Origin of the sequence: Ekhidna algicida (assembly GCF_051379705.1) — a bacterium.
Lineage (GTDB): Bacteria > Bacteroidota > Bacteroidia > Cytophagales > Cyclobacteriaceae > Ekhidna.
Genome location: NZ_CP179868.1, coordinates 3,913,740 through 3,926,777 on the forward strand (window position 1 = coordinate 3,913,740; position 13,038 = coordinate 3,926,777).

The window sequence follows — 13,038 nt, forward strand, 5'->3', positions numbered from 1 at the left end:
GAGCTTAATTAATTGCGATGAAGTTAGCTTATCTGCCGGTGCATTCAAAGTATCAAGTACGCACTGCGCCACCCCAGATAAAAAACTCCCACGGACAGAAGCTAGTAGAAAGCATATCAGTTTCCTGGCGACAGATAAGCGGGATGTTTTGCAGACACTTGGTAGATGACTAAGTAAGGCCATGCGCAATATCGCTTGTTAGCGGTTTTCCATTTTCATTGGTTCGATAGAAGATTGTTCAGTTCGCACACGTTCTGGATTTCGTTTGATTGTTCGTTCGGTTAGGTAGATCTTAAGTGGGATAATTGGAGCCATCAAACAACCATAGTTGTCCAGATAATCTTGTTTTATTGGAATAGTGTTTTCTTTACCCTCTTGCATCCAAATACATTCAGTCTTAATTCTTTTGTTGTTAAGGTAAGTTGTTCGTTAACTCCATCCACGTTCGATGGGTATGGCTAACCAGTCCTCAAGTTCGTTTATATGTTTCTGGTTAAAAGTTGAACCTTGTCCATCGAATCCGTAAGCGTTGTTTTTGTTCCCGTTAGATAGTTCGGGAGATTCGGAATTGTTAAAGTGCACGTCAAAAAGTTCAACATATTTGATTCCATCAATGTGAGTACGAAAGATAATTTCAGTATCAGATGATTCATCCGCAATTGTTATACGGTAACTCTCTAAGAACTTGTCATCCTTATCTATCTGGTCAACTTTAAAAGTTGGGTCAACCATGAATTTTTGTTCGAGGTAGTCTTTCCAGTTGGTGATTTCGGTTTTATTAAGGTAAACTGGTTTCATGGTGCGAGGATTACCGCTAACGTCCAGCTATGATGAGTGGGGATTAAAAAGCACTAACCTCTCGGCTCTCACATAGCCACGCCTTGATTTAAATTTAAAACTTGTGGCGGACTTTCTAATCCCCACGAAAATATCTTGACCGATGAAACCCCATTCATTCATAGCATATGTTGGCAATCGTTTCATTCGAATTGTTTGGCCATTTCAGGGCGTTGAACTTCGACTATCCAGTTATCAAATTTCTGATAGTTGACAAATAGGTCTGTTGCTTCATTCGAAAACATCAAACAACCTCGATCATCGTACATCCAAAACCAACGTTGAGTTTTTGGTTGGAAGAAGTAAACCAGTTGATGGATTGTTGGATCAAATCCCATTTCGGTGTTCGCAATTCCATGAAATATAGACTTGTAATCAAACGAATTTCTGTTGCCGAAGTAAATGTTTAATTGTCCATTCTCTCGTTCGACTTCTTCATCTACAAAATATCGAGTTGCTAAATTTTCATGATATTCTTCTTTAGTCAGTTCGGACTTATCAAGCAGTTCATACAAGTATGATGGAGTTCTGGCGAACATGTCGTCTCCGAAATCATATGTTAGAATGTAGAGTTCAGAATTTTCTATGTGGTTTTCAAAGAGTTCAGTTGCTCTGTTTGTTGACTGTTCAACCCGCTCTTCAGTTCCGTTTTCAAATGGATCGCCTAGTTCAAACCGCAAATGAAATTTCAAGTTGCGTTCGATCGTGTTAAAGTCAGTCAGGTCTAATTGACTGTCTTTCATATATGCGAGATCTGATTCTAGTTGCTTCTTCATGATTGCCAACGTCCCAGCTAAAGTGCGTATGTCCACACCTTGCTATTAGCACTAAACTAGCTGATCTGCGCCACACGCACAACTGATTCCAAACACCGCTGCGTTCAGAAAGTTAAATCCAGAACTACAAAACTCTCAGAAAGAAAAAGTCGCTTGCAGAAGGCGCAGATTGGCGGTCGGATTGCACCGATGTATGCTAGAAGCACTTTGGCATATGCAACTTTAGCGACTGTTAAATACTTTATTTGACGTAGAAAGATACATTGCGAACAATAGTGACGTTCACTGGAGTTCCTCTTTGATAACCAGGAATCCACTTAGTTTGAGACATTACTCGTTCGGCCGACTTATCATAGGCATGCCCGATTCCTTTTACCGTTTTAATATCGTATACGTTCCCGAGTCGGTCAATTTTAAGTTGCAGAAACACCTTGCGTTCTTTTGAAAACATTGTTTCTTCTTGAAAATCAAGCTTTGAATAAATGAAATTCTGGTATTGATATTCATTAACTGGCTCTGGCATCTGTTCTACTTGCGTGAACACAAGTGTTGTGTCAATATTCATAAGGGAGTCTGGGAGCGAAGTGAGATTCGGATATTGAGAGTTTATGGCATCATGATTAGTGAGTTTTTCAATCAGGTAGTTAGGAATATATTCAGAAAAAAAAGTTGAATTGATGTTTGAATTACCTCCTCCAACTAGTTGTCCATTATCATATTCTTCAGAAATAAGAATATCCCCATTCGCAAGCTTTAAGGTCCAACTTCCTATTCTTTTAAAGTCTTCTTGTTCCCCTTTAAGAGTTCCAAAAGAGAAGTCTTGAATCCAAGATCCAGATCCGTTCTCGATTACGGAATTATCTAAAGAATCTCTACTTGATATGACAGCAAATGGTTTTTTGTCAAAATCAATTACTTGTTTTAGTTCTCCGTTCAAATGGTAAAATTCCCAAGACCCCACCATTTGATTTGATTCATAGCTACCTTCAGAATGTAGGTTACCGTTAGGATGGTAGAGTTTGAAATTTCCTGCTTTGATCCCTTCGTTTGTATAGTTTCCTTCTTGAATCTTCAGGTTTTCAATAGTATAGTCACTGAATTCGCCAACAAACTTTTGGCTCGTTTTGTCAATTATTCCGAGTCTATAAAATGAAGCATTCTGTTCACTGGTTAATCTCCAAAACGAAGTGAAATAGTATTTTTCTTGAGCAGTTAATATCTGTGAAACCAGTAATAAAAGTATGCAAGCAAGAAATCTGTTCATCAGTGGAAATTGTATTTAACGCCAAGCTAGCAGGAGTGCGCCCCGAGCTTAGCAAGTTCCGATAAAGCTAATGAATCTGCCGGTGCTTCCAAAGTATGTATAATGTAGTGCGTTCAGAAAGAGAAAAATCCTGCGGGCTTAAGTCAGTAGAAAGCACTGACTTTTCCCAGCGACTGATTCATGGTGATGGTTGCACTAAAATCTGTAAAGTGGCAGTTGGCGCATTCGTGTTAGCGCTTGTTATAGGGCTTTAGTGGCTAAAGCAGTCCTCAGTTTCACGAATTTTGGTCTTATCTAATATCGTCAATTTTCCGTCCTTCGTTAGTTGGGCCTTGAATGAGTAGTCAGTGTCAGGGCATGAAACCCAATCGTACATATAAAGGAGGTAATCTCTTTCCCGTTCAAAATATGAGTTGGTAATAATGGTGTCAGAGTTGTGATAAAGTTCGTTAGCCCGACAAAAGAGTAGGACTTCTTCAATGTTATCAATATCTCCGATAAAGGATTGAAGTTCTTGATCACTATCTATCACTTCAACAGAATCCTCTTCAGTTAAAGCGACTATATAGCTACCACAAAAGTGGTCGGGACAGTTAAAAAACCCATATTCGGCAGTTACACCTTTAAGTCTTTCTGAATACGTTGAGCTATCTCCGATAGAAGTTACATAAGAGTTCACGTCATATCCATCCGCAGTTCGAACTTCGAAGTACAGGTATTCTTTCATCGGAATTATCTTATCGTACAATTCCTTTCTATCGAAGTTGTTGTACTCAAATTCGGTGAAGTTGCTAATATCAAAATTCATGTCATCAGGCACAGGTTGCTGTTGAGCAGTAACTCCTGTTCTTCCAAGAGTCAAAGCAATAGTTAGTAGATAGAAGTGGAGAAATTTCATTTTGCTCAAATGCCCTATAACGTCTAGATATGGCGCTGTGGCCTCCAAGCTTAATTAATTCTGATAAAAGTAGCTTATCTGCCGGTGCATTCAAAGTATCAAGTGCGCACTGCAACAACACAAATAAAAATCTCCCACGAGCAGAACTCAGTAGAAAGCACTTCTGATTCTTGGCGGCTGATAAGCGGGATGTTTTGCAGACACTTTGCAGATGGCTAAGTAAGGCCATGCGCAATATCGTATGTTAGAGGCAGGGATCTTCTATGTTAGAGTTCGATGTTACAGGTCCGGGTTGATCCGAAGTTTCTAGGTAGATTATCCTATTGTTTTTTACAGTCATTGAATATCTAAAATTCCCATATGAAGCTCCGCTCGTTCCAAAACCATCCTTAATTCTAAAGTAGCCGGGTAATGCTTGGTTTAGAAGTTCAAAGTCGTCGCAAACTTTAAATCTGGTTATGGTTTTGGCAACAATTTGCCGTTGAATTTCATCAGGCATAACTCGAAATGCAGTTGAAGGAAATGCTTGTGGAAAAGCCCAGAAAAAAAGAATTGAAAATGTGATTGGATAAAGAATTACAGAATACCTAAGTAGTTCACTTGATTCAAAGGCTTTCTTAATTCTATCAGAGTTAATTAACAGTGAATAGGTGAGTCCAAATGAAAAACCTACCACCCCCGCAGAAAAGAAAACGACGTAGAATTCTGACTTCAGAAATAGCCATCCAATTAAGATGAAGAAAACGAGTTCAGCATAGAGCAATGTTAAGAAAGGGAAAATGTAAATTGAGAAGTACCACTTTGAATGGTTTAGCCGAGTTAAGACTGGCTTAGTGAAAATCAGCCAAGCTAGGAGTTCGAATAATGCAGACCAAAAAACAATTACACCAAAATCGTCTGTTTTGCCTATTGTCCAAGCTTGATAAAGTCCAGTTGCCACTACACTAACAGACCAAGCTACAAGAATCGATAAAAAAGAAGTGGTTGTGATGATTTTTCTCAAAGTGATGCTTTCCTTGCCTCTAACAATTATATAAACGTAATATAAAAAACATGCTTATAATCAGCTTGTAACCATGTTTTTTTTGGTCAATGCAGCTTTAACCACCAAATAAGTAGGTAAATGGGAATTCCTGATTTCCTACCAAATAGGTAGGTTATCAAGAACGCTCCAAATCGCTTAACTTTGATATAGACAAGATCTTAGCTATGAAGTACCTATCTCTACTCCTCATCATCCTAACCTTTGCGTGTGGCGAGCCGGCGGAAGCGCCTGTCCAGTGGATGTCCATCGAAGCAGACCTGCAGACGCTCATCATCCAGGCGCAGGATGGCGATACCATCGACATCCCGGCCGGCAATTACCTGTTCGAAAATCCACTGATACTGGATGGCTTGTCGGATGTGGTGTTCCAGGGACAGGGGATGGACGAGACCGTCCTTTCGTTTGAGCTGCAAACCAGTGGCGCGGAGGGCATACGTGCGGCCAACTGCACCAACCTGGTGTTTCAAGACTTTACTATTCAAGATGCTCCGGGAGACAACATCAAAGTAACAGACACAGACGGCATACGCTTCACCAATGTAAAGTCGGAGTGGATCGGGGAGCCGAGCGAAGAGAATGGGGCCTATGCGTTTTATCCGGTGCTATGCAAGCGTGTGATCGTGGAGAACTGCCTCGCGATCGGCTCGTCGGATGCAGGCATCTATGTGGGACAGTCGGACAGTGTGGTTATCCGAGACAATGAGGTCTATCACAACGTCGCAGGCATCGAGAGTGAAAACAGCCGGTGGGTAGAGATCTATCGCAACAATGCGCATGACAACACAGGCGGCATCCTCATCTTCGATATGCCTGGCCTGACGCAAAGTGGCCACACCACACGCGTCTATGACAATGACGTGACCTCCAATAACCACGACAATTTCGCGCCGGAAGGCAACGTGGTGGCGGTCGTTCCTCCAGGCACCGGCATCATGATGATGGCCACCCGCAACATCGAGGTGTTCGAGAATCGCATCCATCACAACCGCACCGTCGGCACGGCACTCGCCAGCTATGTGCTGGTGGAAGCGCTGGGAGCGGAGGAAGGTTCGCAACTGGAAGAGGCCAACAGCCAAATCGGCGAAGACTATGATCCGTATCCCAACCAGGTGTACTTCCACGATAACGAATTCAAGAACAAGCATTGGTTTCCCACGCTCAAGAATGATTTCGGTTTACTATTCCTGACATACTTCACCTTCAACCTGCCGGACTTTGCCATGGATGGTATCTTCCCGCCGGACAAAGAATTTGTGATGTGTCTGAGCAACAACGGAGAGTTCAACTTCGCCAACATCGACGCGGAGAACGACTTTGAAGGCAGGTCTACTGACTGGAGCGAGTATGACTGTGATTCTGGAACCATCGAACCCATCTTTCCATGAGGGTACTTATTTTCATAGCAATCGTAACGCTCATTTCATGCAGTCAGCCGGAGAAGAAGCAACCGGAAATCCAGCAGGTGAGTCTGGGAGTGGAGGAGCTAGCAGATTATCCTAAAGTACTGAGTGAGTGGGGCCTATTCAAAACACCCATGAGCGATTTGATTCCGAAGGATGTGCGTACGTTTCCGTATGAAATCAATTCGGCGCTTTTCTCGGATTATGCCAGCAAAGCCCGATTCATCAGTCTGCCCGCAGATCAGCCGATCGAATACCACGACACAGAAGTGCTGAACTTTCCGAAGCAGACCGTATTGATAAAAAACTTTTTTTATCCAGCAGACTTTCAAAATCCGGAAGCCGAAAAACGCATCATGGAAACACGTTTGCTCATCCACGAGGCGAAAGGGTGGAAGGCCATCGTGTATCAGTGGAATGAGGAACAGACCGATGCAAAACGTGTAGTCCTTGGCAAGAAAGTACCAGTAGAATGGAAAGATGTGAGTGGTACACTTCAGCGAATAAACTACAGCATCCCGTCACAGCCGCAATGTAAAAGCTGCCACGATCAGGACGGCAAGATGACGCCTATTGGGCCTTCGGCCCGTCAACTCAATCGAGACGGCCAGCTCACCGAGTGGGTGAATAAAGGCTGGTTAAAAGCCGGGAGCGTTACTTCGTTTCCAAAACTCGTCAACTATTCAGATGATAATGAAGCGCTGGATGCACGTGCCCGAGCCTGGCTGGAAGTCAACTGCGCGCATTGCCATCGGAGGGAAGGACCGGCAAAGAACTCCGGACTGTATCTGCTGGCTTCACAAACAGATCCCTATCGTTTAGGCGTAAATAAGCCACCAATAGCAGCAGGCAAAGGTTCGGGCGGACTGAAGTACAGCATCGTGCCCGGAAATTCGGATCAATCGATTCTGGTTCATCGCATCACTTCATTGGAGCCGGGCGAAATGATGCCGGAATTGGGGAGGAGTTTAAATCATGAGGAGGGAATTGAGCTCATCAAAGAGTGGGTTAGTTCAATGGAGTAGAAGTTTTTGCCTTTAGCTTTTTTCTTTTTTGAAGACCAAAAACCACTACGCGTGCCGCAAACAAAAAAGTCTTAGCCAAACCGAAGGTTACTACGCAGCGATAGGGAAAGTCGAGATCACTATTTACTAATTAACTGATCAACCAACTTTCATTTGATCAACCAACTTTATCACTTAATTCATTCATGAACTGTTTTGGATCATCCAGATAAAGAGCAATGCTCGTGAACTCCTTTTTGAAGCCGTAGAAGCCTGCGAGTTTCCTAGGTTCGTTTATTTTAATCACAACATTGTGACCTTCCATGTCTTTGAAAGGAGATAGGTAAACCAATCCTTCTACGTCATCCAGTGAGCTGGTCTGTGGCGTTACCGTTTGAATTTTCTCTAACGGAATTTCCACCGTTCCCATCACGCCGTATTTCAATGTAAGCGCATCGTTGTTGAGTGTGATCGGTCGCTTGCTCAGGGAGCGAAGGATGCCAAACACCTGGAAGCAGCCGTAAATACTTAGGACGGTTAAGATCCATGCAGCAATTGTGCTGTAATTCTGCAGCAGCAAATGCACGGCAAATGCTTCAATGATGATAAGGAAAACAAACACACCGAGTATCATCCGGGTGCTGGTGGTTTTGTGATAGCTAAACTGATTATCCTCGATCTTCAGTGATTTCCAATGTAGAAAACCGTAGTAGAACAATGAAAGCTCGGTCGCGAATGCGGCACTTACGCCTTTGGGCAAGAAACTGTCAGCGCCTTGTTTAGCAGCCATGAAGAAGTCCGGTGTTGTTGCCTGGCTCTGCTTTACTTTCTTGAAAGCTTTGCGAATCGTAACGATCAGATACGTGATAATGGTAATCTCAAGAAGCGGGAGAAACCAGGTTTTGACCAGCGATAGGTAGAACTGATGTTCGGTCGGAAGGATAATGGAAGCTACGACGATACCGAGGATGAAGACAGGAACGACGGTTGTATTTGGGATGCTTCGTTTCCGGATGATCAGGAAGTAGAAAACGGGTGCACTGATCAGCAAGTCAAACGTAATGGCAAGGGAAAGCTGGCCCGGATTTTCCACAAAAAAAGTGGACTTTGCAGCGAATATGCAAACCGCAATAATGGCGAACGGAAAGAGTATAATGAGGTTTCTGAAGTTAAGTTGCTGTACCATCTCCTTATGGATTGTTTGAAGAGTAGGTAACAAAAAAGGGGTGTTTATTACACCCCTTTTTACTTATTTGTACAAATAAACTATTTATCCAATTTGACGGCATCTACTTCTGCCTCTTTCACCTTCTGATTAAATTCATCGATTCTGGTATCCAGAATCTCATTCAACATCTTAAGTTGTTCATCGATTTTGGCCGTCACCTCATCATAGAAAGCAAGTGCCGAATCGGTTGGACGGTAGCTGCCTACTCCGGATAGGGAAGCAAGGTGTCCAAGCTTGTTGTTGAGCCTGATCGGGAAGTTCAACGGATCCTGACCACTCTCATTCTGCGTTTGATAAAGTGCTTTCTCAATTTCAGACATGTCCTCGATGATCGCCTTACCCAGCTCACTGATCTCATCATTCTCTGCTTTCTTCATCACATCGCTGATCTGGCTTTTCGCCTTGCGAATGTTGATGATGCCTTCATGTGTCTCTGTCAGCTTATCACGCACCTTGATCAGGAAGTCAAACTGAGCCTGATAGTCTGCCTGATTGGCTTCCGCTCTTGGATCTGCCAGAATGTTGAAATTCTGCATGCTCTCTGCACCATTCACACTCATCTTCACTGTATACTCACCAGGGATGGCCATCGGTCCGCCCGTAGTTGCCCACCAGAGAATCATGCCATCGAAGGTCTTTGCGCCATTGTAGCGCATGCCCCAGTTCATGGTGTTCAATCCTTCTTTTACATCCAGCATATCTTCATTCTCATCCGTATCCGGATGTGTAGAGTATCGCTTGATCAGGTCGCCATCACTTTCATGAAAGCTAATCGAGATGGTGTCCGTGCTCGAAGTGTCTCGTACAAAGTAGTTTACCAATACACCACCGGGATGGTTAGTTCCTGCTGTTTTTGAAGTTCTGCCATTGCCACCGCCCATTCGGTAGCTATCCATTGGCTTGTACAGGTAATTGGCTTTGCCACTCGCGTCGGTCAGCTGATGAAGAGGAGTGAGGTCATCAATCATCCAGAAGCTTCGACCTTGAGTTGCAGCAATCAGATTGTTGTCTTTGATCGCCAAATCCGTAATCGGAACGATCGGAAGGTTCATCTGGAATGCACTCCAGCTGGCACCATCGTCGAAGGATACATACATGCCGGCTTCAGTGCCAGCGTACAATAATCCTTTTTGATTTGGATCCGCTCGCACCACACGAGTGAAGTGCTCGGAAGCGATTCCACTATTGATGCGCTTCCAGGTCTGACCATAATCTTCGGTCTTGTACAAGTATGGAGTATAGTCACCCAGCTTGTAGCGTGTTCCGGCAATGTAAAGTCCACCTTTGTTGAAAGGATCAATTTCCACGCTGTTGATCATCATCCACTCCGGCATGCCCGAAGGAGTCACGTTGGTCCAGTTGTCACCGCCATCTCTGGTAACGTGCACCAATCCATCATCGGATCCAGTCCAGATCACGCCTTCCTCATGGTATGATTCTACCGCAGCGAAGATGGTACAGTAGTATTCTACACTCGTATTATCCTTCGTGATTGGTCCTCCCGAAGAACCCAGCTTGCTGGGATCGTTTCGTGTCAGATCCGGGCTGATAATTTCCCAGGATTGTCCTTCATTGGTCGACACATGCAGTTGGTTAGAAGCTGTATACAACCTGTTCGGGTTGTGAGGTGAAAAGAAGATCGGGAAGTTCCACTGGAAGCGGTACTTAAATCCCTCTGCTCCGTGACCCATTGGATTGTCCGGCCATACGTTCACCGCTCTCACCTGATCGTTGGAGTGATCTACTCGCGTCAAGAAGCCATCGTAGCTTCCTCCGTATACTATGTCATTGTTGTCAGGTTTAGGTGCAATATGTGCACTTTCTCCGCCTGCAGTAGATTCCCAGTCATCATCTCCAATGAACCGTCCGCCGGATCGGTGATCAATTCTTACGGTGGAGTTGTCTTGCTGCGCTCCGTAGATTTTGTAAGGGAATGAGTTGTCTGTGGTCACCCGATAAAATTGTGCAGTCGGTTGATTGTTGTACGTAGACCAGTTTTCGCCTGCATCAAAACTCACCTGAGCACCACCATCATCGCCAATGACCATTCGTTGGTTGTCTTCTGGTGCGATCCAGAAATCGTGGTGGTCACCATGAGGTGCATTGTATGTTTCATACGAACGTCCACCATCGGTTGATTTGTGGTATCGTACGTTCATCACGTAAACACCATCTTCATCTTGGGTATCGGCATAGATACGTGTGTAGTACCATGCTCTTTGTCTCAGCTTACGCTCTTTGTTTATCAGCCTCCAGGTTTTGCCTGCATCATCAGATCGATACACGCCACCGGCTTTGTTTTCAATTAGGGCCCATACACGATTGGAGTTTACTGGCGAAACGGTTACACCGGAGATTCCCCAGAGACCGTTTGGTAATCCTTCGTTCTTGGAAATATTGGTCCAGGTATCACCTCCATCCGTACTTTTCCACAATGCTGATCCTTCACCGCCACTTTCGAGGCTGTAAGGTGTCCGTCTAATGCGCCAGGTAGAAGCATATAGAATTCTTGGGTTGTTTGGATCGAAAGTTAAATCTACAGCACCCGCATCAGCATTTGCATATAATATTCTTTCCCATGTTTTACCTCCGTCCTTACTTCGGTATACGCCTCGCTCGGTAGAAGACTTGTATAGATCTCCCATTACAGCGGCATAGACTAAATCAGGATTCTTAGGATGAATTCGGATACGCGGAATATGACGAGCATTCTTCATGCCGATCTCTTGCCAGGTAGTTCCCGCATCTACTGATTTCCACATGCCCCAGCCGGAGGATACATTTCCACGGACCGTTACTTCACCGCCACCTACATAGATAACGTTGTTGTCCCATTCACTGACGGCTACTGCGCCGATTGATCCACCGAAAAATCCGTCAGAGATATTTTCCCAGGTGCTTCCGGCATCTTTGGTTCGCCAGACACCACCACCAGTTGCTCCCATGTAATAGAGGTTGGGTTTACCGGGTACACCTGTCACTGCAGCAGAGCGCCCTCCTCGAAAGGGCCCTATGTTTCGCCATTGGATTCCATCATAGAGTTTGCTGTTGTAACTTTTTGTGTTGCTGGAAGCTTTGCTCTTCCGTCGTTGCGCTGTTCCGTCAAAGGCCACAAAAGTCACCATCAACAAAACGACTAGTATCTTCTTCATACGTTTAGGTTTTAGTTTGATTTCAAGTTAATGATTTAGGTGCAAGATTTTTTACAGTAACCTACACTAGAGGTTATTTAATCATTTGGATGGGTGGAACTTTTTCTGTTAGATTTAGTTTAATCTTCCATTAAATTTGGAGTGTGACCACCAATAACTATTGTGAGTAGAGGAAATTTGTCTGAAATACACCTGGAGATCATTGAGGAAATGATTTCTGAATCTTTGAATAAAGCCGCTCAATCGATGGAGCAGATGCTAAAGATTAGGGTAGAACCGGATTTGGTTCAATTTGGAGAAGGACAATTGCACAATATCAGAGAATTTGATGATTTAGGCAGATTTAAGGTCAACCTCATGAAGGTGGCTTTTCATGGAGAAATCAATGGTGCATTCTACTTCGTGATCAACAACCATGAGATGGACCTCATCAATAGTGTGTGTCTTCCGGATAATATCACAGGCTCGAGAAATAGTCACACCAAAATGATGAAACATGATTTCATGTCTGAAATCGAAAACCTCATAGCCAACATGTCAATCGCTGCGCTTTCAGAGTTCCTTGGTGTTCAGGTCATTGGGGAAGTGCCGATTGTTAGAAACATGAAAGGTGAGTTAGTCAACTCCTACCTGGAAAATGAAAATGAGCAGAATAAAACAGGTTTTTTTGTGAATTCTACACTTAATGGCACTATGGTTAATATCACACCCCACTTTCTGTGGATGATTGACGACAATTTTATCCGAATCACAAAGCTCAATACGGTCGCCTAAATTGATTAGATTTTCAGGTTTAAACGACTTACGTGAATTAGCGACTTGCCTCATATATCCTATCAATAGGGTTTTCTATCAATCTTTCTTCGCAAGATTTCACAAAGCAGAGAATACAATTCACAGCATACATCTATTTCGATTTGAATGGGCCTATCTTCTTTTATGCGTTCAAGTTTCAAGAGGATAGGCTCAACTGTAATCTATTTGAGCAAGAGGCGAACACTACAGCGGTAAAAGATACTATGGGTGCCACTAAGGGCTAAGACTTCTTAAAATTCAAAGCTCCTGAATTCATGCAATAACGCTGACCACTTGGCTGTGGTCCATCCGGGAAAATATGACCAAGATGACTACCACATTTGCCACACTTCACCTCTGTTCGCACCATGCCAAAGGATTTATCTTTTTCAAAATCCACGGCCTCAGCATGAATAGGATCGTAAAAACTGGGCCAGCCAGAACCGGAATCATATTTTGTTTCTGAAGAATAGAGTTCATTTCCGCATGCCGCGCACTCATATACTCCCTTGTCTTTGTTCTCCAGAAGTGCACCTGTCCATGGACTCTCAGTCCCTTTTTCTCTGAGGATGCGAAATTGCTCTTCTGAAAGCTCTTTTTTCCATTCCTCCTCGCTTTTGTTGATTTTCTCCATTTTGG

General features: G+C 43.7%; 12 protein-coding genes. 3 read left to right on the forward strand and 9 right to left on the reverse strand.

The window, feature by feature from the left end; translation table 11 throughout:
• Positions 1–198 precede the first annotated feature (198 nt).
• From ACL8WY_RS17770 to ACL8WY_RS17795, 6 genes are all read right to left on the reverse strand, one after another.
• Positions 199–381, reverse strand: a complete 183-nt coding sequence (locus tag ACL8WY_RS17770; RefSeq protein WP_436516112.1) for a hypothetical protein — start codon at positions 379–381, stop codon at positions 199–201.
• A 48-nt stretch (positions 382–429) separates the two neighbouring features.
• On the reverse strand, positions 430–798 hold the full coding sequence (locus tag ACL8WY_RS17775) for a hypothetical protein (RefSeq protein ID WP_436516113.1): 369 nt from the start codon (positions 796–798) through the stop codon (positions 430–432).
• A 182-nt stretch (positions 799–980) separates the two neighbouring features.
• Complete coding sequence (locus ACL8WY_RS17780; RefSeq protein WP_436516114.1) at positions 981–1,613, reverse strand: DUF3885 domain-containing protein; 633 nt, start codon at positions 1,611–1,613, stop codon at positions 981–983.
• A gap of 241 nt (positions 1,614–1,854) precedes the next feature.
• Positions 1,855–2,877: an energy transducer TonB gene (locus tag ACL8WY_RS17785; protein WP_436516116.1), complete on the reverse strand. Its 1,023-nt coding sequence runs from the start codon at positions 2,875–2,877 to the stop codon at positions 1,855–1,857.
• 250 nt (positions 2,878–3,127) lie between these two features.
• Complete coding sequence (locus ACL8WY_RS17790; protein WP_436515422.1) at positions 3,128–3,775, reverse strand: hypothetical protein; 648 nt, start codon at positions 3,773–3,775, stop codon at positions 3,128–3,130.
• Positions 3,776–4,019: 244 nt separating this feature from the next.
• Positions 4,020–4,778, reverse strand: coding sequence for a hypothetical protein (locus ACL8WY_RS17795; RefSeq protein ID WP_436516118.1), 759 nt, complete (start codon positions 4,776–4,778; stop codon positions 4,020–4,022).
• A gap of 206 nt (positions 4,779–4,984) precedes the next feature.
• Between ACL8WY_RS17795 and ACL8WY_RS17800 the strand changes: the two genes are divergently transcribed.
• Together ACL8WY_RS17800 and ACL8WY_RS17805 are read left to right on the forward strand one after the other, a co-directional pair.
• Positions 4,985–6,205 carry a parallel beta-helix domain-containing protein gene (locus ACL8WY_RS17800; protein WP_436516120.1) on the forward strand — a complete coding sequence of 407 codons (1,221 nt, stop codon included), beginning with the start codon at positions 4,985–4,987 and terminating at the stop codon, positions 6,203–6,205.
• Complete coding sequence (locus tag ACL8WY_RS17805) at positions 6,202–7,245, forward strand: SO2930 family diheme c-type cytochrome (RefSeq protein ID WP_436516121.1); 1,044 nt, start codon at positions 6,202–6,204, stop codon at positions 7,243–7,245. Before ACL8WY_RS17800 ends, ACL8WY_RS17805 begins: the two co-directional genes overlap by 4 nt.
• 157 nt (positions 7,246–7,402) lie before the next feature.
• Here ACL8WY_RS17805 and ACL8WY_RS17810 read toward each other — a convergent pair whose 3' ends face one another.
• Together ACL8WY_RS17810 and ACL8WY_RS17815 are read right to left on the reverse strand one after the other, a co-directional pair.
• Positions 7,403–8,410 (reverse strand): hypothetical protein, encoded by a 1,008-nt coding sequence (locus ACL8WY_RS17810; protein WP_436516122.1) that lies wholly within the window; start codon positions 8,408–8,410, stop codon positions 7,403–7,405.
• Between the two features lie 80 nt (positions 8,411–8,490).
• Positions 8,491–11,604, reverse strand: coding sequence for a WD40/YVTN/BNR-like repeat-containing protein (locus ACL8WY_RS17815; RefSeq protein WP_436516124.1), 3,114 nt, complete (start codon positions 11,602–11,604; stop codon positions 8,491–8,493).
• Between the two features lie 162 nt (positions 11,605–11,766).
• Between ACL8WY_RS17815 and ACL8WY_RS17820 the strand changes: the two genes are divergently transcribed.
• Positions 11,767–12,378, forward strand: coding sequence for a hypothetical protein (locus tag ACL8WY_RS17820; protein ID WP_436516125.1), 612 nt, complete (start codon positions 11,767–11,769; stop codon positions 12,376–12,378).
• A 262-nt stretch (positions 12,379–12,640) separates the two neighbouring features.
• Here the strand turns inward: ACL8WY_RS17820 and msrB are convergent, their stop codons facing one another.
• Complete coding sequence (msrB, locus tag ACL8WY_RS17825; RefSeq protein WP_436516126.1) at positions 12,641–13,033, reverse strand: peptide-methionine (R)-S-oxide reductase MsrB; 393 nt, start codon at positions 13,031–13,033, stop codon at positions 12,641–12,643.
• Positions 13,034–13,038 lie beyond the last annotated feature (5 nt).